The 25,968-nt window shown below is 31.7% G+C and carries 27 protein-coding genes; 20 read left to right on the forward strand and 7 right to left on the reverse strand.

Going from position 1 to position 25,968, the window contains the following annotated elements; translation table 11 throughout:
- Positions 1-483, reverse strand: a complete 483-nt coding sequence (locus KI230_RS05430; protein WP_000614712.1) for a hypothetical protein — start codon at positions 481-483, stop codon at positions 1-3.
- A 140-nt stretch (positions 484-623) separates the two neighbouring features.
- Here KI230_RS05430 and KI230_RS05435 point away from each other — a divergent pair, with 140 nt between their 5' ends.
- The 3 genes from KI230_RS05435 (at position 624) to KI230_RS05445 (ending at position 6,445) form a co-directional block, all read left to right on the forward strand.
- Positions 624-899 (forward strand): Fpa/YlaN family protein, encoded by a 276-nt coding sequence (locus tag KI230_RS05435; protein ID WP_001118417.1) that lies wholly within the window; start codon positions 624-626, stop codon positions 897-899.
- Positions 900-1,212: 313 nt separating this feature from the next.
- Positions 1,213-2,439, forward strand: a complete 1,227-nt coding sequence (ftsW, locus tag KI230_RS05440; protein ID WP_000787940.1) for a cell division peptidoglycan polymerase FtsW — start codon at positions 1,213-1,215, stop codon at positions 2,437-2,439.
- A gap of 553 nt (positions 2,440-2,992) precedes the next feature.
- Entirely contained in the window at positions 2,993-6,445 is a 3,453-nt protein-coding gene (locus KI230_RS05445; RefSeq protein ID WP_000809514.1) for a pyruvate carboxylase, read from the forward strand.
- Positions 6,446-6,585: 140 nt separating this feature from the next.
- Here KI230_RS05445 and KI230_RS05450 read toward each other — a convergent pair whose 3' ends face one another.
- Positions 6,586-7,497 (reverse strand): COX15/CtaA family protein, encoded by a 912-nt coding sequence (locus tag KI230_RS05450; RefSeq protein ID WP_000467123.1) that lies wholly within the window; start codon positions 7,495-7,497, stop codon positions 6,586-6,588.
- A 439-nt stretch (positions 7,498-7,936) separates the two neighbouring features.
- Here KI230_RS05450 and cyoE point away from each other — a divergent pair, with 439 nt between their 5' ends.
- The 4 genes from cyoE to KI230_RS05470 all read left to right on the forward strand — a co-directional run bounded on the left by cyoE (position 7,937) and on the right by KI230_RS05470 (position 11,148).
- Entirely contained in the window at positions 7,937-8,848 is a 912-nt protein-coding gene (cyoE, locus tag KI230_RS05455) for a heme o synthase (RefSeq protein WP_000031401.1), read from the forward strand.
- Positions 8,849-8,872: 24 nt separating this feature from the next.
- Positions 8,873-9,334, forward strand: coding sequence for a DUF420 domain-containing protein (locus tag KI230_RS05460; RefSeq protein ID WP_000538767.1), 462 nt, complete (start codon positions 8,873-8,875; stop codon positions 9,332-9,334).
- Between the two features lie 326 nt (positions 9,335-9,660).
- Positions 9,661-10,698, forward strand: coding sequence for a CAP-associated domain-containing protein (locus KI230_RS05465; RefSeq protein ID WP_000733409.1), 1,038 nt, complete (start codon positions 9,661-9,663; stop codon positions 10,696-10,698).
- Between the two features lie 15 nt (positions 10,699-10,713).
- Entirely contained in the window at positions 10,714-11,148 is a 435-nt protein-coding gene (locus KI230_RS05470) for a YlbF/YmcA family competence regulator (protein ID WP_000606480.1), read from the forward strand.
- Between the two features lie 62 nt (positions 11,149-11,210).
- Here KI230_RS05470 and KI230_RS05475 read toward each other — a convergent pair whose 3' ends face one another.
- Positions 11,211-12,137: a lysophosphatidylglycerol phospholipase D gene (locus KI230_RS05475; protein WP_045178056.1), complete on the reverse strand. Its 927-nt coding sequence runs from the start codon at positions 12,135-12,137 to the stop codon at positions 11,211-11,213.
- Positions 12,138-12,375: 238 nt separating this feature from the next.
- Here KI230_RS05475 and KI230_RS05480 point away from each other — a divergent pair, with 238 nt between their 5' ends.
- Positions 12,376-12,630 carry a YlbG family protein gene (locus tag KI230_RS05480; RefSeq protein ID WP_001049150.1) on the forward strand — a complete coding sequence of 85 codons (255 nt, stop codon included), beginning with the start codon at positions 12,376-12,378 and terminating at the stop codon, positions 12,628-12,630.
- Between the two features lie 2 nt (positions 12,631-12,632).
- Here KI230_RS05480 and KI230_RS05485 read toward each other — a convergent pair whose 3' ends face one another.
- Positions 12,633-13,022 carry a DUF7147 family protein gene (locus tag KI230_RS05485; RefSeq protein WP_053520943.1) on the reverse strand — a complete coding sequence of 130 codons (390 nt, stop codon included), beginning with the start codon at positions 13,020-13,022 and terminating at the stop codon, positions 12,633-12,635.
- Between the two features lie 69 nt (positions 13,023-13,091).
- On the opposite strand from KI230_RS05485, the gene rsmD reads away from it, so the two are divergent.
- Both rsmD and coaD read left to right on the forward strand, forming a co-directional pair.
- Positions 13,092-13,634, forward strand: coding sequence for a 16S rRNA (guanine(966)-N(2))-methyltransferase RsmD (rsmD, locus tag KI230_RS05490; protein ID WP_045178057.1), 543 nt, complete (start codon positions 13,092-13,094; stop codon positions 13,632-13,634).
- A gap of 1 nt (position 13,635) precedes the next feature.
- Positions 13,636-14,118: a pantetheine-phosphate adenylyltransferase gene (coaD, locus tag KI230_RS05495; RefSeq protein WP_000401377.1), complete on the forward strand. Its 483-nt coding sequence runs from the start codon at positions 13,636-13,638 to the stop codon at positions 14,116-14,118.
- 61 nt (positions 14,119-14,179) lie between these two features.
- On the opposite strand, the gene KI230_RS05500 is transcribed toward coaD, so the two are convergent.
- Positions 14,180-15,319 (reverse strand): nucleotidyltransferase, encoded by a 1,140-nt coding sequence (locus KI230_RS05500; protein WP_000843611.1) that lies wholly within the window; start codon positions 15,317-15,319, stop codon positions 14,180-14,182.
- A 126-nt stretch (positions 15,320-15,445) separates the two neighbouring features.
- On the opposite strand from KI230_RS05500, the gene KI230_RS05505 reads away from it, so the two are divergent.
- Together KI230_RS05505 and rpmF are read left to right on the forward strand one after the other, a co-directional pair.
- Positions 15,446-16,003: a YceD family protein gene (locus tag KI230_RS05505; protein ID WP_000872158.1), complete on the forward strand. Its 558-nt coding sequence runs from the start codon at positions 15,446-15,448 to the stop codon at positions 16,001-16,003.
- A 79-nt stretch (positions 16,004-16,082) separates the two neighbouring features.
- Positions 16,083-16,256 (forward strand): 50S ribosomal protein L32, encoded by a 174-nt coding sequence (gene rpmF, locus KI230_RS05510; protein WP_000290472.1) that lies wholly within the window; start codon positions 16,083-16,085, stop codon positions 16,254-16,256.
- Between the two features lie 153 nt (positions 16,257-16,409).
- On the opposite strand, the gene isdB is transcribed toward rpmF, so the two are convergent.
- Together isdB and isdA are read right to left on the reverse strand one after the other, a co-directional pair.
- The gene (gene isdB / locus KI230_RS05515) at positions 16,410-18,344 is read right to left on the reverse strand and encodes a heme uptake protein IsdB (protein WP_001041599.1); all 1,935 of its coding nucleotides are present in this window, start codon (positions 18,342-18,344) and stop codon (positions 16,410-16,412) included.
- Between the two features lie 202 nt (positions 18,345-18,546).
- Positions 18,547-19,599, reverse strand: coding sequence for an LPXTG-anchored heme-scavenging protein IsdA (gene isdA / locus KI230_RS05520; protein WP_000160866.1), 1,053 nt, complete (start codon positions 19,597-19,599; stop codon positions 18,547-18,549).
- Positions 19,600-19,807: 208 nt separating this feature from the next.
- Between isdA and isdC the strand changes: the two genes are divergently transcribed.
- The 8 genes from isdC (at position 19,808) to KI230_RS05560 (ending at position 25,682) form a co-directional block, all read left to right on the forward strand.
- A complete protein-coding gene (isdC, locus tag KI230_RS05525) occupies positions 19,808-20,491 on the forward strand; it encodes a heme uptake protein IsdC (RefSeq protein ID WP_000789821.1) in 684 nt (227 codons plus the stop codon).
- Complete coding sequence (isdD, locus tag KI230_RS05530; protein ID WP_001246698.1) at positions 20,491-21,567, forward strand: iron-regulated surface determinant protein IsdD; 1,077 nt, start codon at positions 20,491-20,493, stop codon at positions 21,565-21,567. Before isdC ends, isdD begins: the two co-directional genes overlap by 1 nt.
- Complete coding sequence (isdE, locus tag KI230_RS05535; protein WP_001220199.1) at positions 21,564-22,442, forward strand: heme ABC transporter substrate-binding protein IsdE; 879 nt, start codon at positions 21,564-21,566, stop codon at positions 22,440-22,442. The genes isdD and isdE overlap by 4 nt, the downstream gene beginning before the upstream one ends.
- Positions 22,443-22,454: 12 nt before the next feature.
- The gene (gene isdF, locus KI230_RS05540) at positions 22,455-23,420 is read left to right on the forward strand and encodes a hemin ABC transporter permease protein IsdF (RefSeq protein WP_000594537.1); all 966 of its coding nucleotides are present in this window, start codon (positions 22,455-22,457) and stop codon (positions 23,418-23,420) included.
- Between the two features lie 61 nt (positions 23,421-23,481).
- Positions 23,482-24,216 (forward strand): class B sortase, encoded by a 735-nt coding sequence (gene srtB / locus KI230_RS05545; protein ID WP_001242420.1) that lies wholly within the window; start codon positions 23,482-23,484, stop codon positions 24,214-24,216.
- An 18-nt stretch (positions 24,217-24,234) separates the two neighbouring features.
- The gene (isdG, locus tag KI230_RS05550) at positions 24,235-24,558 is read left to right on the forward strand and encodes a staphylobilin-forming heme oxygenase IsdG (RefSeq protein WP_000670950.1); all 324 of its coding nucleotides are present in this window, start codon (positions 24,235-24,237) and stop codon (positions 24,556-24,558) included.
- Between the two features lie 36 nt (positions 24,559-24,594).
- Positions 24,595-24,702, forward strand: a complete 108-nt coding sequence (locus KI230_RS05555; RefSeq protein WP_010956638.1) for a hypothetical protein — start codon at positions 24,595-24,597, stop codon at positions 24,700-24,702.
- A 239-nt stretch (positions 24,703-24,941) separates the two neighbouring features.
- Entirely contained in the window at positions 24,942-25,682 is a 741-nt protein-coding gene (locus tag KI230_RS05560; protein ID WP_000435374.1) for a TrmH family RNA methyltransferase, read from the forward strand.
- The last annotated feature ends 286 nt before the right edge of the window (positions 25,683-25,968 follow it).

Here is a 25,968-nt window from a genome sequence, read left to right on the forward strand (position 1 = left end):
TTAAATCACCTCAATATGAGTTACATGGTTGATTCGATATGAATAACCATCTTCTTGATTGTAAATAAAACTATCTACACCATTATCGCTGTAAAGTCGTTTACCGTCTTTTGCAAATTGGAAAAATAAATAGGGTAATAGATCTATCGGTATATCTAAATGATCATGCTCATTTGATAATCGAATAGTAGTTGCAGAGTCATGTGGTTCGGAATGTTTGAAAAATGGTGTCATATTAATGACAAATGAACCTTCTAACATGGCACGTTTTTTATATTTTATTTCTGAATTTAAAGTAGGCGGATTAGTTTGTCCTTCTAGGATAGCACGATTCCATTCATGATTATCTTCAAAGTCGATTGGTTTTGAACCATCAAATACACCTTTTTCTAAATCTTCGATGCTAACTTTTCTATCATCGAAAATCCAAGTCGTACTATCTAATGTTATAGGAAACTTTACGGCTCCTTTAATTTGTATCATTTTCCCACTCCCTATCAATGTATATAGCATTATTTTAACACAAATTGCTAACGACACATTTTAAATCTACTTGCTTTTTAATATTTAGTAAGATAAACTTTTAGTAAGACTTGAGAATTTATATAGAGGGGGAGCGTGTCATGGCGAAACAAGCAACAATGAAAAATGCAGCTTTGAAACAATTGACTAAAGATGCTGATGAAATCTTGCATCTGATTAAAGTTCAACTAGATAATTTAACATTACCTTCATGCCCATTATATGAAGAAGTACTAGATACACAAATGTTTGGACTTCAAAAAGAAGTTGATTTTGCTGTTAAATTAGGTTTAGTTGACCGCGAAGATGGCAAACAAATTATGTTACGTCTTGAGAAAGAACTTTCAAAATTACATGAAGCTTTTACACTTGTTTAAGGTTTAATATATAAGCATATTAAAATGGCGTGAGATATCGACAATTGAGCTGCGCCGATTTTATATTTATAGTTTAATTACTGATTAAAGTGGCTGTTATGTTGTCTTCTTGATGACATGTCAGTCACTTTTATTGGGTTTTAGCAATTCACGATATTAAGTAAACAAATATTCTATAAATTACCTCAAGAGACCTGTTAATATTTGTGATTATGACTGTGTCATGTATATAATAAGTAACATGGATTTTTAAAATTAAAGTATAAAACGAAATCATTTGAAGTATAAATTGTAGAATTGGATGACTGAATATATGAAGAATTTTAGAAGTATTTTACGGTATATTGGTAAAACCTCAAAGTTTATTGATTATCCGTTATTAGTTACATATATTGTATTGAGTTTAATTGGATTAGTTATGGTATATAGTGCAAGTATGGTTCCAGCAACTAAAGGCACATTGACTGGTGGTATCGATGTTCCAGGAACGTATTTTTACAACCGACAATTAGCATATGTCATAATGAGTTTTATAATTGTATTTTTTATTGCATTTTTAATGAATGTTAAATTACTGAGTAATATTAAAGTGCAAAAAGGTATGATTATAACTATCGTCTCACTATTATTACTGACGTTAGTAATAGGTAAAGATATTAATGGTTCTAAAAGTTGGATAAACTTAGGATTTATGAACTTACAGGCATCTGAGTTATTAAAAATTGCAATCATATTATATATCCCATTTATGATCAGTAAAAAAATGCCTAGAGTATTAAGTAAACCAAAATTAATTTTAAGTCCTATTGTATTAGCATTAGGTTGTACGTTTTTAGTTTTCCTACAAAAAGACGTAGGGCAAACATTACTAATATTAATTATTTTAGTTGCGATCATTTTTTATTCAGGAATTGGGGTAAACAAAGTCCTAAGATTTGGTATACCAGCAGTGCTAGGATTCTTAGTAGTATTTGTCATTGCATTAATGGCTGGTTGGTTACCAAGTTATTTAACAGCCAGATTTAGTACGCTAACAGATCCATTCCAATTCGAATCAGGAACTGGATACCATATTTCCAATTCATTGCTTGCGATAGGTAACGGTGGCGTATTTGGAAAAGGATTAGGAAATAGTGCAATGAAATTGGGCTATTTACCAGAACCACATACAGATTTTATTTTTGCAATTATTTGCGAAGAATTAGGTTTAATCGGAGGATTGCTAGTTATTACTTTAGAGTTCTTTATTGTATATCGTGCCTTCCAGTTTGCAAATAAAACATCATCATATTTTTATAAACTTGTGTGTGTTGGGATTGCCACATACTTTGGAAGTCAAACGTTTGTAAACATTGGCGGTATTTCGGCAACAATTCCATTAACTGGTGTGCCATTGCCATTTATCAGCTTTGGTGGATCATCAATGATTAGTTTAAGTATTGCTATGGGATTACTTCTGATTGTAGGTAAACAAATCAAAGTAGACCAGCAACGAAAGAAACAACAACAAAAAGTTGATATAAGAAGACAATTTAATTAAAAAAATACTAGCCAATATTTAGTACGAGATGACTTCTGTCATTAAGCAATGCTAAACATTGGCTATTTGTATACTCTTTGTCAAATTGGACTGATGAGTTCAATAACGGAAGTTAGGCAACCAAACAACGCTTAACTTCCTTTTTGTTTTGATATTACGAGATTACTCATGATTATCAAATTTTATAAACAAAACAACGTATAATTATAACTAAATTTTATGACTAAAAATTACTAAATGTGGTGGCGAAATTAGAATCATGATGATAAGATAAAGTTATCGCTATTGATAATAAATGTTGATGTTTTGCAATTTTATTTTTAATTTTTTAGAGTTGTAGAAATCGAAAATGTTTCACAACAAAAACGTGAACTACCTGTTGTTGCATAGTCATTTTTGAAATTATTATTTCTGAAGCGGAGGTTTTAATTGTCTCAAGAATGTTAAATTTTGAAAATTTGAAACATAACTATAGCAAAACAGAGCGCTTTAAGATAAAATTTTATTATCTAATTAGTTAGAAAATTCTAATAGTTTGAGGAGTGTATCGCTATTGAAACAAATAAAAAAGTTACTTGTTGCTAACCGTGGAGAAATTGCAATTCGTATATTCAGAGCGGCGGCAGAATTAGACATCAGCACAGTTGCAATTTATTCGAATGAAGACAAAAGTTCATTACATAGATATAAAGCAGATGAATCCTATTTAGTTGGAAGTGATTTAGGTCCTGCTGAAAGTTATTTAAATATTGAGCGTATCATTGATGTAGCAAAACAAGCGAATGTGGATGCGATTCATCCTGGCTATGGATTTTTAAGTGAAAATGAACAATTTGCGCGTCGTTGTGCAGAAGAAGGAATTAAATTTATTGGTCCTCATTTAGAACATTTAGATATGTTTGGAGATAAAGTTAAAGCTCGTACAACGGCTATCAAGGCAGATTTACCAGTTATTCCTGGTACAGACGGTCCAATTAAATCATATGAATTAGCAAAAGAATTTGCAGAAGAAGCTGGTTTCCCGCTAATGATTAAAGCCACAAGTGGTGGCGGCGGTAAAGGTATGAGAATCGTTCGTGAAGAAAGTGAATTAGAAGATGCTTTCCATAGAGCAAAATCAGAAGCTGAAAAATCATTTGGTAATAGTGAAGTTTACATAGAAAGATACATTGATAATCCAAAGCATATTGAAGTACAAGTTATAGGTGACGAACATGGAAATATCGTACACTTATTTGAACGTGATTGTTCAGTACAACGTCGTCATCAAAAAGTTGTAGAAGTTGCACCATCAGTTGGATTATCACCAACATTACGTCAACGTATTTGTGATGCTGCAATTCAATTGATGGAAAATATTAAATATGTCAATGCAGGTACTGTTGAATTTCTAGTATCTGGTGACGAATTCTTCTTTATAGAAGTTAACCCTCGTGTACAAGTTGAGCATACAATTACAGAGATGGTAACAGGAATTGATATTGTTAAGACACAAATTTTAGTTGCAGCAGGTGCCGATTTATTTGGTGAAGAAATTAATATGCCGCAACAAAAAGATATTACAACATTGGGCTATGCCATCCAATGTCGTATTACAACAGAAGATCCGTTAAATGATTTCATGCCGGATACTGGAACAATCATTGCTTATCGTTCAAGCGGTGGCTTTGGTGTACGTCTCGATGCTGGAGATGGTTTCCAAGGTGCTGAGATATCACCTTATTATGATTCATTACTCGTAAAATTATCTACACACGCGATATCATTTAAACAAGCAGAAGAAAAAATGGTACGTTCATTACGAGAGATGCGTATTCGTGGTGTTAAAACTAATATTCCATTCTTAATTAATGTAATGAAGAATAAAAAGTTCACAAGTGGTGATTACACAACTAAATTTATTGAAGAAACACCAGAACTTTTCGACATTCAGCCGTCTCTAGATAGAGGTACTAAAACATTAGAATATATAGGTAATGTAACAATTAATGGTTTCCCAAATGTTGAGAAACGTCCGAAACCAGACTATGAATTAGCATCAATTCCAACTGTATCTTCAAGTAAAATCGCTTCATTTAGTGGTACGAAACAATTGCTTGATGAAGTAGGTCCAAAAGGTGTAGCTGAATGGGTTAAAAAGCAGGATGATGTCTTACTAACAGATACAACCTTTAGAGATGCACACCAATCATTATTAGCTACACGAGTTAGAACTAAGGATATGATTAATATCGCATCCAAAACAGCGGACGTATTTAAAGATGGTTTCTCACTTGAAATGTGGGGCGGTGCTACATTTGATGTGGCATATAATTTCTTGAAGGAAAACCCATGGGAACGACTTGAACGTCTACGTAAAGCTATTCCAAATGTATTATTCCAAATGTTGTTACGTGCTTCAAACGCAGTTGGTTATAAAAACTATCCTGATAATGTTATTCATAAATTCGTACAAGAAAGTGCTAAAGCAGGCATAGATGTCTTTAGAATTTTCGATTCTTTAAACTGGGTAGATCAAATGAAAGTTGCCAATGAAGCAGTACAAGAAGCGGGCAAAATCTCTGAAGGTACTATTTGTTATACAGGTGACATTTTAAATCCTGAGCGATCAAACATTTATACTTTAGAGTATTATGTCAAACTAGCTAAAGAGTTAGAACGTGAAGGTTTCCATATTTTAGCGATTAAAGATATGGCAGGCTTATTAAAACCTAAAGCCGCTTACGAATTGATTGGTGAGTTAAAATCAGCTGTAGATTTACCAATTCATCTTCACACTCATGATACAAGTGGTAATGGTTTATTAACATACAAACAAGCAATAGATGCTGGTGTCGATATCATTGATACTGCTGTTGCTTCAATGAGTGGTTTAACAAGTCAGCCAAGCGCCAATTCGTTATATTATGCATTAAATGGCTTCCCACGCCATCTTAGAACTGATATTGAAGGTATGGAGTCACTTAGTCATTATTGGTCAACTGTACGTACTTATTATTCAGACTTTGAAAGTGATATCAAATCACCGAATACTGAAATTTATCAACATGAAATGCCTGGTGGACAGTATTCGAATTTAAGTCAACAAGCTAAAAGTTTAGGTTTAGGCGAAAGATTTGATGAAGTCAAAGATATGTATCGCAGAGTGAATTTCTTATTTGGTGATATCGTAAAAGTAACGCCATCGTCTAAAGTAGTTGGTGATATGGCACTTTATATGGTACAAAATGATCTTGATGAACAATCCGTGATTACAGATGGCTATAAATTAGATTTCCCAGAATCAGTAGTGTCGTTCTTCAAAGGTGAAATAGGACAACCTGTAAATGGTTTTAATAAAGATTTACAAGCGGTTATTTTAAAAGGCCAAGAAGCACTAACAGCTCGTCCAGGTGAATATCTAGAGCCAGTTGATTTTGAAAAAGTCCGTGAGTTGCTTGAAGAAGAGCAACAAGGTCCTGTTACGGAGCAAGATATTATTAGTTATGTACTATATCCAAAAGTATATGAACAATATATTCAAACTAGAAATCAATACGGAAACTTATCGTTACTTGATACGCCTACATTCTTCTTTGGAATGCGTAATGGTGAAACAGTAGAAATCGAAATCGATAAAGGTAAACGATTAATTATTAAACTAGAAACGATTAGTGAACCAGATGAAAATGGTAATAGAACGATTTACTATGCGATGAATGGTCAAGCGAGACGTATTTACATTAAAGATGAAAATGTGCATACAAATGCGAACGTTAAGCCAAAAGCAGATAAGAGTAATCCAAGTCATATCGGTGCTCAAATGCCAGGTTCAGTAACTGAAGTCAAGGTTAGTGTAGGTGAAACTGTGAAAGCTAATCAGCCGTTGCTAATTACTGAAGCTATGAAAATGGAAACAACAATTCAAGCACCATTTGACGGTGTGATTAAACAAGTAACTGTAAATAATGGTGACACAATAGCGACAGGCGATTTATTAATCGAAATTGAAAAAGCAACTGACTAAAATGATTAAAATAAAACGAGATTACACAACAATTGACGTGTAATCTCGTTTTTACATGTCTTAGGTTTCATTTTAAATATTGATATAAAAAAACCGTAATTTTAATGGGCGTGCCATTAAAATTACGGTTTGCTTTTTTGTTATTGCTTGTCACTTCTTACTGATCGTAACATTAGCATGATAAAGTATGTTGTCATACCAAATAAATAAGTGATAAATAATGCATGGAAAAGTGCGATTATCAGGTTAACATTTGTCATAATAGATAATGCACCTGTGATAACTTGTAATATAACAAGTATAAATGCAGCTGTATAACCATAATGAACAGTACGGTTATTTGGATAATTTTTAACAGCGTGAATATAAGTAATCATAATAATCGTAAACACTATAAAAGCCATGATACGATGCGTGAGTTGAACCCAATCTTGTTCTGAATGTGGTACAAGATCGTGGAATGGCAATGGCCAACCACCATATGCTAAACTTGCATCCGCATGTCTCACTAGTGCACCAGTATAAACACCACAATAAATGATGATTGCCATTAACCATGTTAAACGTCTTAATGGCTTTTTGATATATAATTCGTCAGCTTCATATTTTTGATCTATAGAGAAAATAATCAATGTTATTAAAAATACAGATGAGAAACTGATTAATGATATACCAAAGTGCAATGCTAAAACGTAATCGTTTTGTTGCCAAATAACAGCAGCAGCTCCGATTAATGCTTGCAATAATAAGAATCCAACACTAATGATTGATAAAGGTTTAATTTCTTTAATATAGCCTATATGTTTCCATGCAGTGATAACTAACCATAAGACCATTAATAAAGACAAAGCTGAAACGGCTCTATGACTTAACTCAATAATCGTATCAATAGGAAAGAATTCTGGAATCAACGCACCATGACATAGTGGCCAAGAAGAACCACAACCATCAGCTGATCCGGTTTTGGTAACTAAGGCTCCACCAAGTTGTACAAATGTCATCATTAACGTTGCTACGACACCTAACCATTTTAAATTCTTTTTGCCAAACAATTTATACACCCCATCATAAAAAAACGCATCACTGAGAATTAGAATTAATAGCCGGATTTGAGATGATACTATAAATTGACCTGATTGTAGGATATGAAAAGATGGGATCCAACGCAGGAAATATGATTTAATTTTACAAGTATTGTATGTGGACGACATAAAAAGAACTTAATCGTAATGATTTTTTTATTGGGATAATTATGTAATCCACGTTTACTCAAATTTGAAGCTTAAATATTAATCTCTTTTAGATGCATGATTCTACTTATTAAAATTTTCTAACATATACATTATAGCAATAAATTAAATGTTATTTGTGTCACAAAATTGACATTTTCTCTTGTCGTTAATTTGTCACAATTTAATTTTATTAAACCTAGTCTTTTTATGCAATCTAAGATATCATAATCTTATATGAACAAATTTAAGGAGGGGGATTATGAGCAAAGAGCATACTTTGTCACAAAATATTAGCAGAGTTAACTTCAAAGAATTGCAACAGATAATTAAAATGGGACTTGTTCAAGGTAACTTAATTCCGGCTTTTGCGGGCGCATGGCTAGCAGTTGTAATGACAAATCATTCCTTCTTATCATCAATACCTCAAATTTTATTAATGCTATTTGGATCTACTTTAATTATGGGTGGCGCATGTGCGTTAAATAATTATTACGACCAAGATATTGATCGTATTATGCCTAGTAAACAAAATAGACCAACTGTAAATAATAGAATTACAGATCAAAATTTATTACTATTAAGTTTTGGTATGATGTTAGTTGGAGAAATTTGTTTGTTTTTATTGAATATACCATCAGGCGTACTTGGTCTTATGGGGATTGTAGGTTATGTGTCTTATTACTCAATATGGTCTAAAAGACATACAACATGGAACACAGTGATTGGGAGTTTTCCTGGAGCAGTACCACCACTAATTGGATGGGTTGCAATTGAAGGACAAATTAGTTTAACAGCGATTGCGCTGTTTTTAGTTGTATTTTGTTGGCAACCAATTCATTTTTATGCCTTAGCTATTAAACGTAAAGATGAATATGCACTTGCAAATATTCCAATGTTACCATCAGTTAAGGGCTTTAAACGTACACGTGTCAGTATGTTTATCTGGTTGATTATTTTATTGCCAGTACCTTTATTACTAATAAATTTAGGTGTCGTATTCGTAGTGTTAGCTACATTATTAAATTTAGGATGGATTGCATTAGGTTTAACAACATTTAAGAAAAATTCAGATCAAACAAAATGGGCAACACAAATGTTTATATATTCACTAAATTATTTAGTGATCTTTTTCGTGTTAGCTGTGATTGTTTCATTACTTACTTTGATCTAGATTAATTAAGTTAGGATGAAAAATATGGGCGTTCCAATTTTACCAACGATTAGTACGACATGTATTGTCATTAGTGCAATTTTAATTGCCATTGGTTGGAGACTTATTTGGAAAAGGGAAATAAATAAACACAAAAATGTTATGTTAGCTGCAGCTGTTTTTGCTTTAACTTTTTTCTTAATCTATGCAAGTAGAACGATTTTTATCGGTAATACAGCATTTGGCGGACCAGCATCAATTAAGAAATATTATACGATTTTCTTATTTTTCCACATTAATTTAGCAACAATTGGTGGTGTTCTAGGCCTAGTTCAAATTATTACTGCATTTAAAGATAAATATAATGTACACCGCAAATTCGGGCCATTCGCTTCAGTTATATGGTTCTGTACTGCAATTACAGGTGTAGCAGTTTACTTATTATTATATGTATTATATCCAGGTGGAGAAACGACATCACTGATTAAAGCAACATTTGGTCATTAATATGCTTATACAAATGATACTAATCTGATAAGGCAATTTGTTTTATCAGGTTTTTTGATGAAGAATAGTCGGACAGTTGATGGTATTCATTTGATACCTTAACTGTCCATTTTTTTATACATATTTTAATCCTAATAATGAAATTCAACCTGAAAACATAAAGATAGGTTATGATATAGAGTGTAGGGAAAATCTTTATGATGTTAACATTATGCCTGAAGATGATTTTGTTTCATCGAAACGACACAGTTATGTCAGTGTTGAAAATTTGCTAATTAATGTGTTGTTTTTTACAATAGTATTAATACTTTTTAGGTGGTTGATTGATGAAAAAGTTAATTATAAGAGTCGTCGGTGTATTATTTTTAGTTGGATTTTTAATATATCTTTTTTATTCACCGAGATTAAAATTTGATGTATTAGAGAACCCGAATAAAGGTAATAAAGTAAATAGATCTGAACAGGTGAATAAATCAAATAACCATGCTGAAAATCCAAAGCCTAAAGAAGGTGTTGGTACATGGGTAGGTAAAGATATTAAAGTGCTTACTTCTAAATTTGGACAAGCAGATCGTGTCTACCCTTTTAGAGATGGTTACAAAAATTATGTGTTTAAAGACAAAAACAGTTATTACATTGTTTCAACTAAACGTGAAGAAATCGTTTCAGTGTATGCTACAGGTGAGAAAGTCAATGTTAGTCCGTTAAAAATAGGACAACATTCTGCAGAAATTTTTAATCATACAAGTATTAATCCAGAACCTTCCTTTAAAGTTGATGGTAAAAAATATGAATTTGAACTTTCAGATGAAGATTTAAAAACACAAACACTGATTAAATATGGCGACATATATGCACAAGTGTATTCTGATCAACAATCGAAAAAGGTGCTAAGTGTACGATTTTTAACAAAAGAAATGTTAGCAGATATTGAACCTTATCAATTAAATTCTAATTCTACGTCAGAAGAGCATAATAAGCGTCCAGTTGAGCAAAATCCAAATCAATTAATTTCTCTTTATGAAGTAACGAATGAAATGAGAAAATTAAAAGGATTAAAACCATTGAAAATCAATAGCGATTTAGCACATATTGCATCTAATAACTTATATGAAGCGACCTCTAATGGTTCTGATAGTGTTGAATTTACAGAGGACGCATTAAGAGGGCAATTAGATAAAAATCACGTTACTTATAAAACAACTGCTCAAAATGTTGGTTATGCGTTTAATGATGTACCAACATTAATCCATAGTTGGATGAATTCAGATATACATCGATCTCGTCTATTAAATTCAAAATACGATGAGATGGGTGGAGATGTAATGAGAGATTATTATTCACTAATTTTCTTAGAAAAATAACAATGAGGGGTATTTATGATTAATGAAGCTTCACTAGCGATTTTAGATGATATTGATGAACTAGCTGATATGATAGTTGCATCAGATATTTATGCATCATTTGAGCAAGCTAAACAGGCGCTCGAAAACAATGACGAAGCACATTTACTTTATCAATCATTTTTAAAATCAAAAGAGAAATATGATGAAGTAATGCGTTTCGGGAAATATCATCCTGATTATAAGAAAGTCATGTTAGAGACAAGACAACGCAAAAGAGCATATGAGATGCTTGACGTTGTGATGCATTACAAAGCTAGGGAAATGGCACTTCAACATTTAATTGATGAAGTTGTTACGAAAATTGCGTACGCTGTTTCAGAGCATGTCAAAATAGAAACAGGTAATCCATTCTTTCAAACATCACATAGTGGTTGTGCGACGGGCGGATCCTGTAATTGTTCATTATAAAAAACATCGAGTCAGAAAAAGATGGTTATTGAAACCACTAACTAGCATCTGACTCGATGTTTTTATTTGTTCGGGATTGTTTGTTTGAATTGTTGTGCTAAATCTGGTCGATCTGTCACAATCGTGTGTGCACCTTTTTGGTATAAATCATTCATCAGATCTATACTATTTACGCCATAATAGCCTGGAATGATATTCATATCATTTAACCATATGATAAAACGAGATGAAGTCAAATCAATGCCTTTAAAATGAGTAGGCATTTGGAACGTTTGTGCTAATGGTTGGTAGTACCTACCACCTAATAAATGATATTTTAAAAATGCTTCTGTAACTTCCTGTTGGCTAGCACCAATTGCGACGGATCCTTGTGCAATTTTATTAAAACGAACGATTTGTTCTTTATAAAAACTTGTCACAAGAACGCGGTCAAATGCTTGATTTTCTACAATTGTATCAAACATAATTTGTGGTGCGATTGAGCCTTCATAGGATTCAGGAGCATCTTTTAAGTCTACGTTTATATACATATCAGGATATTGCTTCAGCAACTCATCGAAGGTTAGTATAGCTGTGTGTGCATGACCACGATATGGTGTTAGTCCATTGATATCTTTGAAGTGATAAGCTGCGTCTAATTTCTTTAATTCTGCTAATGTATGGGCACTAACTTTTCCAGAGCCGTTCGTCGTTCTATCAACAGTTGCGTCATGAAAAATGATAAGCTGTTGATCTTTTGTGAGTCTCACATCTGTCTCAAAGCCATCAACGCCTAATTGTTTAGCATAGTCAAATGCAAGTTGCGTTTGCTCTGGTCTTAAAGCCATACCACCGCGATGCGCAAATATATATGGTGCATTGCCTTTGAAAAAAGCAGGGATGGTTTGCTTTTTAGTAATCACTTTATTTTTATTGATCATTAATAGACTACTTAAAAATCCAGCACCGACTAGTACCGCATTTAAAATGTTTCTGTTTACTTTTTTCATAAAAAATTCCTCCTCGTTTACTTTTATAGCTTAACAAATTCATAGTTCTGACTACAGCGAAATGTGTGGTTAATCATATAGTGATGTTCTTGAGAATTGAATTAATATAATGATGTTTAATATAATCTAAATACATTTATCGAGCAATTACATAAGACATAATTAAGGTAGCTTAATATTTTAAAATTAATAAAGACATGATATGATTAATGCTGAAAATAAATGGAGTGAGGTTTAAATGAATTTAATCCCAAGAACTAGTATTGTAGTTTATTTAAAACATATGAAACATGAACGACAAATCCGAAAATATGGACATATCGTTCATTCAAATAGAGATCGTAAATTTGTAATTATGTATGTGAATGAGCAGGATGTTGATCAAATTGTACATAAACTAATGCAACTTAAATACGTTAGACACATTGATGGCTCACCATATAAATACTTAAAGAAAACTTACGAAAAAGAGAAACACGAAATATATAATTAATATTATTGAAGTTCTGGTATCCATTTTTGGAGCCTTAACACACTAATTAAATAATTATAATATAACGATAAATCATGAAATGCTTGAGGGGGCTGTACATCGATACTTAAAATTGGTATGTCGAATTTTTCAGCACAATCATTAATCATTTGAAACTTTTTATTTGAATCTGGATATGGATATTTAATAGCGTTAAGCATGATATAAAATGCTTGGAAATGATTGCCAGTTGTAGGGTTCATAATGATTGCTACAGATGACTTTTTATTTTCAGCTTGTGGTGAATGAAAATAGATAATTTTATCAATACGTTGATGGTTATATTCAATCATCGTCATGAATTCGAACAAATCTGTTAGACCTTCACCAAGTGTAATAAATGTTTGTTTCATTGGTTTATCATTCTCCTTTTTCTCAATAAATTATATTAAATAACTAAATGAATTGGAAGTGTGAACAACATGCGCGTCATTGCAGGTAAACATAAAAGTAAAGCTTTAGAAAGTATGGAAGGCCGTAATACGAGACCAACTATGGATAAAGTTAAAGAAGGTATCTTTAATAGTTTATATGATGTGTCAGGTATAGGTTTAGATTTATTTGCAGGAAGCGGGGCGCTTGGAATAGAAGCACTCTCTCGAGGTATGGATAAGGTAATCTTTGTTGATCAAAATTTTAAAGCTGTAAAAGTTATTAAATCAAATCTTGCGAATTTGGATTTAGAGGCACAATCTGAAGTTTATAAAAATAATGCAGATAGAGCTTTAAAAGCATTGTCAAAACGTGATATTCAATTTGATGTCATTTTCTTAGATCCACCTTATAATAAATGTCTCATTGATAAAGCTTTAAAACTAATTTCAGAGTTTAATTTATTGAAAGAAAATGGTATCATCGTTTGTGAATTTAGCAATCATGAAGAAATAGACTATCAACCGTTTAATATGATTAAACGTTACCATTATGGGTTGACAGACACATTGTTATTAGAAAAGGGAGAATAGCATGGAACATACAATAGCGGTCATTCCGGGTAGTTTTGACCCCATTACTTATGGTCATTTAGACATTATTGAGAGAAGTACAGATAGATTTGATGAAATTCATGTCTGTGTTCTTAAAAATAGTAAAAAAGAAGGTACGTTTAGTTTAGAAGAGCGTATGGATTTAATTGAACAATCTGTTAAACATTTACCTAATGTCAAGGTTCATCAATTTAGTGGTTTACTAGTCGATTATTGTGAACAAGTAGGAGCTAAAACAATCATACGTGGTTTAAGAGCAGTCAGTGATTTTGAATATGAATTACGCTTAACTTCAATGAATAAAAAGTTGAACAATGAAATTGAAACGTTATATATGATGTCTAGTACTAATTATTCATTTATAAGTTCAAGTATTGTTAAAGAAGTTGCAGCTTATCGAGCAGATATTTCTGAATTCGTTCCACCTTATGTTGAAAAGGCATTGAAGAAGAAATTTAAGTAATAAAAATAACAGTATTTTAGGTTTATCATGGTTTACAATCCTAAAATACTGTTTTCATTTGTTAACGATATTGCTGTATGACAGGCGTGTTGAAATCTGTTTGTTGTTGCCCGCTTATTGCATTGTATATGTGTGTTGCTTTGATTTCATTTGTGAAGTAATGTGCATTGCTTTTGTTAATATTGGTTATATATTGTCTTTCTGGGAACGCTGTTTTTAAATGCTTTAAATATTGTCTGCCACGGTCGTTCATCGCTAATACTTTAACTGCGTGAATGTTACTCGTAACATCTGTAGGTTTAATGTTTAATAATACATTCATTAACAGTCTTTGGATATGCGTATATGTATAACGCTTTGTTTTTAGTAATTTTACAAAATGATGAAAATCAGTTGCTTCATAAATGTTAGATTTCAAACGATTTTCAAAACCTTCAGTAACAGTATAAATATTTTTTAATGAATCTGTAGTCATAGCTATGATTTGATATTTCAAATATGGAAATATTTGATTTAATGTTATATGAGGTGTTACGTACAAGTGTTGAATATCTTTAGGTACCACATGATGCCAATGATCATCTTGACTAATGATTGATGTTCTAATAGATGTACCACTTGCAAACTGATGGTGTTGAATTAATGAATCATGATGTTGAGCATTTTCTCGTTTGATAGAAATTGCATTGATGTTTTTAGCATTTTTAGCAATTGCTTTCAGGTAACTAATACCAAGTATATTGTTAGGACTTGCTAGTGCTTCATGATGCTCTAATAATTCGCTAATGATACGAGGGTAGCTTTTACCTTCTTTTACTTTTTGTGAAAAGGATTCAGATTGTTCAATTTCATTAATGCTGTGTGCTAATTGCTTTAATGTTTTGATATCATTATTTTCACTACCAAATGCAATTGTATCGACACTCATATAATCTGCGACTTTAACTGCTAGTTCGGCAAAATGATCGCCAGATGATAAACTGGCAGTTGCTGGTAGTTCGATAACTAAATCAGCTGTTGATAACGCCATTTTTGCACGAGTAAACTTATTATAGATTGCTGGTTCGCCACGCATGACAAAGTTACCACTCATTATTGCAATAGTAACGTCAGCATTTGTAAGTTTTTTAGATTGATTAATATGATATTGATGCCCATTATGAAAGGGATTATATTCTGTGATTAAGCCAACGCTTTTCATTTGCAATTCGTCCTTTCGGTATTCATTATTAATATTGTAACAGAACATGATATGTTAAGAAAAAATCTTGACAACTTGTTCTTAGAAAGTTAAAATAAATTTTGTGCTTGTTAGAGGTGAAGCCATATGAAATGGTCAATTACGCAATTAAGGAAATATCAAGGTAAGCCATTTGAATTTGATCAAACGGTGAGTTTTGACAATTTAAAAGAATCATTAGATTTAATTGATTTATCTCCAATTACAATCCAAGGTCAGTTAACCATTAAGTCAACAGAAGTCGTTGCGGATATTCACATTACTGGAACGTATACAATGCCTTGTGCACGTACTCTTGTACCAGTAAAAGTCCCACTAGATGTAACTACTACTGAAGTATTTGATTTAGAAGGGTACAATCAGTATAACGATGATCAAGATGATGTAGATGAACACTATCACATTATTAAAGATGGTATGGTTAATCTTCAGGATATTGTCGAGGATATAGTTATTATTGAGAAACCAATGAGAGCTTATTCAGAGCAAAGTGACCAAATGTTGACAGTAGGTAATGGTTGGGAAGTAATCGATGAGGATCAATTAGATGAGCTTGCTAAACAGCAAGAACAAGATGATTCAGAATCACGACAAGTTGATCCAAGGCTTCAAAAATTACAACAATTATATGATAAAGAGCAATAAGTAGTTTAATTAATGATATAATGTTGTTAATTAAACTAACATTTAGTATTTTTCGTTTATAATCTAAGGAGGATATATCATGGCAGTACCAAAAAGAAGAACTTCTAAAACTAGAAAAAACAAACGTCGTACGCATTTCAAAATTTCAGTACCAGGTATGACTGAATGCCCAAACTGTGGCGAATACAAATTATCACACCGTGTATGTAAAAACTGTGGTTCTTACAATGGCGAAGAAGTAGCAGCTAAATAATTTTAGTTACTCAATATAAAAAGTCCCGCTTAAAATGATTGTTTTAAGTGGGACTTTTTATAGTGCAAAAAATAATTGGCGAACGAGGTAACAGGATACCTCATCCGCCAATTAAAATTTGTTAATTTAATAATTAAATATAAAGACGATTAATTAGTTTTTACGTTTTCTAGGTAATACGAATGCAACGATGCTACTTAAAGCTAATAATGCCATTAATGGTAATGTCATATCTTTATTTGATTCTTCACCAGTTTGTGGTAATGATTTTGCTTTATTTTCTTGTGTGTTTTTATTGTTTTGGCTTTGAGTGTGTCCATCATTTGTGTTTTTAATGTTTGCTTTTTGTAATGGAGCACTATCTTTTGCTTCGCTAGAACCTGCTGAAGTTTGAACAACATCTTTTGTTGTTTTTGATGAAGCAGTTGTTGGTTTTACAACATTTTGAGTCGTAGATACTACCTTAGTTGGAGTTGTACTACTTGATTCTACTTCACCTTTAGCTGGTTTTGTAGCAGGCGTTTTGTCTTTACCTGACTCACTAGATGCGTCATTTTCTTTTTCAACACTTGGTAATTGTTTATTGTCATCTTTTTGGCTGTCTTGTTTTTGTGATTCTTTTTCAACAGGTGATGGTGTTGGTTTGCTAGGCGTAGCTGGAGTAGCTTCCTTCTTAGCTGAGTTATCTTGTTGTTCTTTTTTGTTAGATTTATCGGTATTGGCTTTTGTAAATGCTTCTTTATCAACGATTCTGACATGGTATTGTCCATCATAATCAATCGTTTTTACGTGAACTTTAACGATAGCATCATATAGAGTTTTACCTTCAACATATGGGAAAATAATTGTTCTAGTATTATTTTTAGCATCTTTGCTTATAGTTCTAACACGTTGACCTTCAACCATGAAATCTTTCCAGTAATCGTCATTAGTAGTTTCCATGACCATATATTTTTTGCCGTTAAGCATACCTGTTTTAATAGGGTGTTTAACAAAAGTATCCATCATAGATTCGTTATTCTCAACACTTTCATAAACAACATATTTTGTATCTTGTAAATCAGTCATTTTTTCATTTGTTGGTTGTACATTTTGGAATTCAGTAATAGCTGATTTCACTTGCTCATCTAAAGCTTTCTTTGTATCCTCTAATTTCTTCTTGTACTCAGCCTTTAATTTTTCAGGAAGTTTATCTTGAATTTTATTTAATTCATAAACTTGTCTTTCTAGTGTTTTCGCTTTTTTATATGGCGCTAATAATTTTTCAGCTTTATAATCTTCTTCAGTTTTGAATTTATCTGCACTGTTATAAATTGGTTGTGCGAATTCCATTAATGTGTAATCGTATTTTTCTTCTTTGTTATTGAAGTGTGTTGAACTAACAATTTTAACAGCTTTTGTTCCATTTGATACAGAGAAGCGAATGTAAGCATAATCTTTAACAGTATCGTATGATACTAATTTAATTGGCAACTTTTTGTCACCTTCATAAACTTCAAATTTTCTCCAAAATTGACCTGATTGTAATCCTAATTCAATTTCTGGTTTTGAATCAGTGAAAATAACTCTAGCAGGTTTAACAGAACTTGCATAATGATAAAACTGTTGAGTTCCATCTTTCTTTTTCATTTCAAAATCAATTGGACGAGAGTTTGGTGCGCTATGATCTTTGTCTTTTATTGCAGGGTTTTTAATCGCTTCTCTAAGTTCCTGATTCAAAATAGGATATGTATTGTTAGTGGCTTTTGCTGCTGGTTTAACTTCTTTTGTTTCCTTAGGGGCTTTAACTTCTTTAACTTCTTTAGCTTCTTTTGTTTCAGAAGTAGGGGCCTCAACTTCTTTATTAGATACTGAGACAGCATTAGCTACTGGTTTAGTTTCTGGAGCTTTTTCAGATGTTGTTGTTGGACTTGCAACTGCTTCAGTTTTTGGTTGTGCTTCTGTATTTGTACCACCTGTTTCTTCAGCTGCTTGTGCTTCGCCATTTGACATTAATAATAAAAGTGTACTAATCGCTACAGATGCAACGCCTAGTGATGACTTTCTAATTGAATAAAATGATTTAAATTCTTTTTGCTGTTTGTTCATGTTGTAGAAACAACTCCTAATTGTATATTATCAACTGATAATCATTATCAATTGATTACTTGTATTGTACATTGAAATGGTAGTTAATCGCAACGTTATTTTATAAAAAAATAACCTATGTTATAGATTATGAAATATCTATGACATAGGTTAAATAAAATTTAAAATAAAAAATATATTAAGTTATGAGTGTGACGATGATTTATTTAGATTCTTTTCTTTTGAAAAGTAATAAAGATAATGAACCTAAAAGGGCAAGTGTTGCGAAGGCAACTGTGCTAATAAAGTTATCAACTGAAGTTAAACCAGTTTTTGGTAATTCTTTAGCTTTAGATGCTTGTTTAGGCGTTTCGTTATGTTTTGTAACTTTGTTAGTTTGTTGTGATTTATTATCACTTACAGCTTGATTGTTGCTTTCAGATTTCGCTGTTGCAACATCTTTAACAGGTGTTTGAACTTTATTTTGTTCTTGAGCAGTTTGTGCTGTTTTAACTGTATGAGCAGTTTGTGTTTTAGTTTGATCTTTTGTTGTGTCAGTACTTACAACTTTAGTAGAGTGATTGTCTTCAACTTTGCTTGTTGTAGTTACAGTAGGTTTAACTTTTTCAACTTTAGGTTGAACTGGTTTAGTTTGCTCAGTAGGTGTTTTAGGTTGAGCTGGTTTTGGTTGAACCGGTTTAACATTGTTTGGTTTTGCTGCGTCAGCTAATGTAGGAATTGCTTTTTCAAATTCCAAATGCGTAGTATATCTATGATTGTAATTAATTTGTGGCACGACAATATGTACTTTAGTAGTTAAGCTCTTATATCCAGGTTCAACTGCAACATTGATTGTTCTAGTATCCGCTTTTTTATTATCGTTAACAACAGTTGTTGCTAATTCTTGATTGTTTGCATTGTAAAATTTGTATTCTTTCCAGAATGATGCATTGTTTAACACGGTTTGGAAATAATATTTATTATTTTGTTTAATTACTTTACCAGGGTGTTGCATATAGTCATCCATGTGTGACTTCTCTGAAGAGCCATCTTTTTGCACTTGGAAATTAATTGGTTGTGATGTTGCTTGAGAAACTTGTGTGCTTTGATTATTAGTTGCGTTCGTAGCTTCTGTTGCCGCATTGACTTGTTGGCTGCCTGCGCCTATGTATACAAGGGAACCTAAAATGATAGATGCTGTACCCATTGTAATCTTTTTCATAGCTGATGAACGTTGTTCTGATTGATACTTACTGTTTAAATAATGTTTTGTCATGTTGTTTTCCTCCTAAGGATACAAATTATGTGTTGTTATATGAGATGATTAACCATTGCAATTGATAATGGTTATCAATTATACTAGCACATCTATTTTCGTATAACAATAATAAATTGATTATAAAATAAATATTGACAATGATAATCATTATTATTTATGATTTTACTAAAGACTTAAAAGCAATCATAAAAAGGAGGATTATGTTTTGAAAAATATTTTAAAAGTTTTTAATACAACGATTTTAGCGTTAATTATCATCATCGCGACATTCAGTAATTCTGCAAATGCCGCAGATAGCGGTACTTTGAATTATGAGGTTTACAAATACAATACCAATGACACGTCAATTGCTAATGACTATTTTAATAAACCGGCAAAGTACATTAAGAAAAATGGTAAATTGTATGTTCAAATAACTGTCAACCACAGTCATTGGATTACTGGAATGAGTATCGAAGGACATAAAGAAAATATTATTAGTAAAAACACTGCCAAAGATGAACGCACTTCTGAATTTGAAGTAAGTAAGTTGAACGGTAAAATAGATGGAAAAATTGACGTTTATATCGATGAAAAAGTAAATGGTAAGCCATTCAAATATGACCATCATTACAACATTACATATAAATTTAATGGACCAACTGATGTAGCAGGTGCTAATGCACCAGGTAAAGATGATAAAAATTCTGCTTCAGGTAGTGACAAAGGATCTGATGGAACGACTACTGGTCAAAGTGAATCTAATAGTTCGAATAAAGACAAAGTAGAAAATCCACAAACAAATGCTGGTACACCTGCATATATATATGCAATACCAGTTGCATCCTTAGCATTATTAATCGCAATCACATTGTTTGTTAGAAAAAAATCTAAAGGCAATGTGGAATAATGAGAAATGTTAAACAAATTGCTACAAAATCTATTATAGCTATTATTAGCTTAGGTATACTTACATATACAACAATGATTGGTAGCGTGTTGGCTGATGAGATAAAATATCCATCAGCCAAATTTAATCAACCTGAAGCAAAAGATAAAACAGAATTAACTACATCAATTTTTGATGAAAAGATAAAAGAGAATAAAGCGTTAGAGTTACTAATTTTTAATCAAGAAAATAAAAATGTAACTGAGGAACAACAACTAGTTGACGAAAAGGCGCAATTGATTTCAGATATGACTGGTAAAATTTACTTGCAAGTAAAGCTAAAAGGTCAAATAGATAAAGAACAACTTGTTTTTCAAAATGACAAAAATGAAGAATTTCCTTTTGTTATAAAAGATGAAAAGGATGACACAATAGTAAGAATTTTAATTGAACAGCATATGGATAAAATCAATATGCATGTTAAAACGTTGGCTGAAAAGAAAAATCTAGATAACAAAGAAATGGTGTATTCTATTCATTTTAAAGAGAAAAAAGTACAACATGATGATGCAAAAGAAGTGCCTTCAAAACATCAAAATCAAGAAAATAATCAAGATCAGCTTAAAAAAGATATTGATGACAAAAAAGATAGTCAAAAATCAGATACTAAGGAAAGACGTACTAGCCTTTTTACTGAAAAAGGATTAAATGATATTCCTGTACAAAAAGATAAAGTGCAACAAGACAGTAATAAAAAGATTGAAAATGAGCGACCTAAAGCATCAGGTACATTAAAAGTTGAAAATAGCCCTCCAACAATAAAAAAGGTTGAAAATAATCACAAAGAGCAACCGAAACATAAAGATGAAAAATCAAAAAAGGAAAAGAAAAAAGTAGTTGAAAAAGAGAAAGCGTTACCAGCTTTTAATAGAGATGATGATAGCAAGAATAGTAGTCAATTATCTAGTGATATTAAAGAACTTGATGAACCAAATCATAAAAAGCAATATATGTTATTTGCAGCTGGCATTGTGTTAGCAACTATTTTACTTATTTCGGCACATTTATACAGCAGAAAGAGAGGTAACCAAGTTTGAGAATCATAAAGTATTTAACCATTTTAGTGATAAGCGTCGTTATCTTAACCAGCTGTCAATCTTCCAGTTCTCAAGAATCAACTAAATCCGGCGAATTCAGAATCGTACCAACAACTGTTGCATTGACAATGACATTGGACAAATTGGATTTACCAATTGTCGGCAAACCCACGTCATATAAGACATTGCCTAATCGTTATAAAGATGTACCGGAAATTGGTCAACCAATGGAGCCGAATGTTGAAGCTGTTAAAAAATTAAAACCAACACATGTTTTGAGTGTGTCAACGATTAAAGATGAAATGCAACCATTTTACAAACAATTAAATATGAAAGGCTACTTTTATGATTTTGATAGTTTAAAAGGGATGCAAAAGTCGATTACACAATTAGGTGATCAATTTAATCGTAAAGCACAAGCAAAAGAATTAAATGACCATTTAAATTCTGTAAAGCAAAAAATTGAAAATAAAGCAGCTAAACAAAAGAAACATCCCAAAGTATTAATATTAATGGGTGTACCGGGTAGCTATTTAGTAGCAACTGATAAATCATATATTGGTGATTTAGTTAAAATAGCAGGTGGAGAAAATGTTATTAAAGTGAAAGATCGTCAATATATTTCGTCTAATACTGAAAATTTGTTGAATATCAATCCAGATATTATTTTAAGATTACCACACGGAATGCCTGAAGAAGTTAAGAAAATGTTTCAAAAAGAATTTAAACAGAATGATATTTGGAAACATTTTAAAGCTGTGAAAAATAATCATGTTTATGACTTAGAGGAAGTGCCATTCGGTATTACAGCAAATGTTGATGCTGATAAGGCAATGACTCAATTATATGATTTATTTTATAAGGATAAAAAATAGTGAGTTGATATGATGATAAAAAATAAAAAGAAACTACTATTTTTATGTTTGTTAGTCATTTTAATCGCAACTGCTTATATTTCGTTTGTAACCGGTACAATTAAATTGTCATTTAATGACCTAATTACAAAATTTACAACTGGTAACAATGAAGCAGTGGATTCAATCATTGATTTGCGATTGCCACGTATATTAATTGCATTGATGGTTGGCGCAATGTTAGCAGTTTCTGGAGCATTATTACAAGCAGCACTACAAAATCCTTTGGCAGAGGCGAATATCATTGGCGTTTCCTCAGGTGCACTTATAATGAGAGCACTTTGTATGTTGTTTATTCCACAATTGTACTTTTACTTACCATTATTAAGTTTTATTGGAGGTTTAATACCATTTTTAATAATTATATTGTTGCATTCTAAATTTAGATTCAATGCTGTAAGTATGATATTAGTAGGTGTTGCGTTATTCGTATTATTAAATGGTGTTTTAGAAATTTTAACTCAAAACCCTTTAATGAAAATTCCTCAAGGCTTAACAATGAAAATATGGAGCGACGTATACATATTAGCAGTATCAGCATTATTGGGATTAATATTAACATTACTATTGTCCCCTAAATTGAATTTACTAAATTTAGACGACATACAAGCGCGAAGTATCGGTTTTAATATTGATCGTTACAGATGGTTAACAGGTTTATTAGCAGTATTTTTAGCAAGTGCAACTGTTGCGATTGTTGGACAACTAGCCTTTTTAGGTATTATTGTGCCACATGTGGTTAGAAAGCTAGTTGGGGGCAATTACAGAGTACTTATTCCGTTTTCTACAGTTATTGGTGCATGGCTATTGTTAGTGGCTGATTTATTAGGACGAGTGATACAGCCTCCTCTAGAAATTCCAGCCAATGCTATTTTAATGATTGTCGGTGGTCCAATGCTAATTTACTTAATTTGTCAAAGTCAACGAAATCGAATCTAAAACGGTACAACAACTGGTTTAGTGATGACTGAAGAAACGTCGTTAATAAAAGAGGATTTTTATGAGAATGAAGCGATTTTTAACTATTGTACAAATTTTATTGGTTGTAATTATTATCATTTTTGGTTACAAAATTGTTCAAACATATATTGAAGACAAGCAAGAACGCGCAAATTATGAGAAATTACAACAAAAATTTCAAATGCTGATGAGCAAACATCAAGCACATGTGAGACCACAATTTGAATCACTTGAAAAAATAAATAAAGACATTGTTGGATGGATAAAATTATCAGGAACATCATTAAATTATCCAGTACTACAAGGTAAGACAAATCACGATTATTTAAATTTAGATTTTGAGCGAGAACATCGACGTAAAGGTAGTATTTTTATGGATTTTAGAAATGAATTGAAGAATTTAAATCATAATACTATTTTATACGGGCACCATGTCGGTGATAATACGATGTTTGATGTGTTAGAAGATTATTTAAAGCAATCGTTTTATGAAAAACACAAGATAATTGAATTTGACAATAAATATGGTAAATATCAATTGCAAGTATTTAGTGCATATAAAACTACTACTAAAGATAATTACATACGTACAGATTTTGAAAATGATCAAGATTATCAACAATTTTTAGATGAAACAAAACGTAAATCTGTAATTAATTCAGATGTTAATGTAACGGTAAAAGATAGAATAATGACTTTATCAACGTGCGAAGATGCATATAGTGAAACAACGAAAAGAATTGTTGTTGTCGCAAAAATAATTAAGGTAAGTTAAACAGAAAAGAGGATAATTATGAAATTTATGGCAGAAAATAGGCTGACGTTAACAAAAGGAACAGCAAAAGATATTATAGAACGATTTTACACGAGACATGGGATTGAAACATTAGAAGGCTTTGATGGCATGTTTGTTACACAAACTTTAGAACAGGAAGATTTTGATGAAGTGAAAATTTTAACAGTTTGGAAATCAAAGCAAGCTTTTACGGATTGGTTAAAATCTGATGTCTTTAAAGCAGCACATAAACATGTTAGAAGTAAAAATGAAGATGAAAGTAGCCCGATTATCAATAACAAAGTAATTACATATGATATAGGCTATAGTTACATGAAATAATTGAATTTAAAGAGGTTGCAGTACTTGTTATGACAATTGGTATTGTTAACTTTTGTAACGACCATACATGATACCGATGATGGTCGTTTTTTTAATGAACACAAACATGCTAACAACAAATTGCTAAAACATAGTTTGATTTGAATGTGCTTTGAAAATAATCATCAATTATATCATTTTGATTTATTTTGAAGAAGAAAAGAATTAATAATGATATTTTGGGGCGTATGATTTATAGTAGTAGTATCGATAAAAGAAATTTATACAATTTGAAATAATATGAGTGATAAAATCGATTAATTAATATTAACTATACAATCAAATGTTTTCATCTTATTAATGATTAATATTTTTATTTTTAAAAATAAAGCGAGGAGCTATCTATGGAACAAATTACTTCTGCACAAAATAATAGAATTAAACAAGCGAACAAGCTAAAAAAGAAACGTGAGAGGGATAAAACTGGATTAGCTTTAATTGAAGGTGTGCATTTAATTGAAGAAGCTTATCAAAGTGGAATTGTAATTACACAATTATTTGCAATTGAACCGGCAAGATTAGATCAGCAAATTATCGCATACGCGCAAGAAGTTTTTGAAATAAACATGAAAGTTGCTGAATCTTTATCAGGTACAGTGACACCACAAGGGTTTTTCGCAATCATTGAGAAGCCGCACTATGATATTTCTAAAGCACAACAAGTATTGCTCATCGATCGTGTTCAAGATCCTGGAAATTTAGGCACATTAATTAGAACTGCGGATGCTGCTGGAATGGATGCTGTAATAATGGAGAAGGGTACGACAGATCCTTATCAAGATAAAGTGTTGCGAGCGAGTCAAGGTAGTGTTTTCCATTTGCCAGTTATGACACAAGATCTCGATACGTTTATTACTCAATTTAATGGTCCTGTTTATGGTACAGCACTTGAAAACGCAGTGGCATACAAAGAAGTTACTTCAAGTGATTCTTTTGCATTACTATTAGGTAATGAGGGAGAAGGTGTTAATCCTGAATTATTAGCACATACTACACAAAATTTAATCATACCTATTTATGGTAAAGCTGAAAGTTTAAATGTAGCGATTGCAGGTAGTATTTTACTTTATCATTTGAAAGGTTGACCGTGTTGAAAGTTTTCCGATATAATTATAATTAATTGTTTAACAGAACATTTCTACGTGATTGCATACACAATTGAATATAAACCAATAAAAAGGCATGGACATTTATATAAATAATTGTTTTAGGGAGAATAATCGTGACTGCAAGTTATTCCAATTATTTAAAGTCTTTTCACCTTTTTGGTTACTTAAAGAGATTTAAGTCGGAAAGACAATCCGTTATCAATATTAAACAAGTGTATGCTTAGGCATAAATTTGGGTGGTACCACGGAAATGACTTTCGTC

Source organism: Staphylococcus sp. MZ3 (assembly GCF_018622755.1).
Lineage (GTDB): Bacteria > Bacillota > Bacilli > Staphylococcales > Staphylococcaceae > Staphylococcus > Staphylococcus aureus.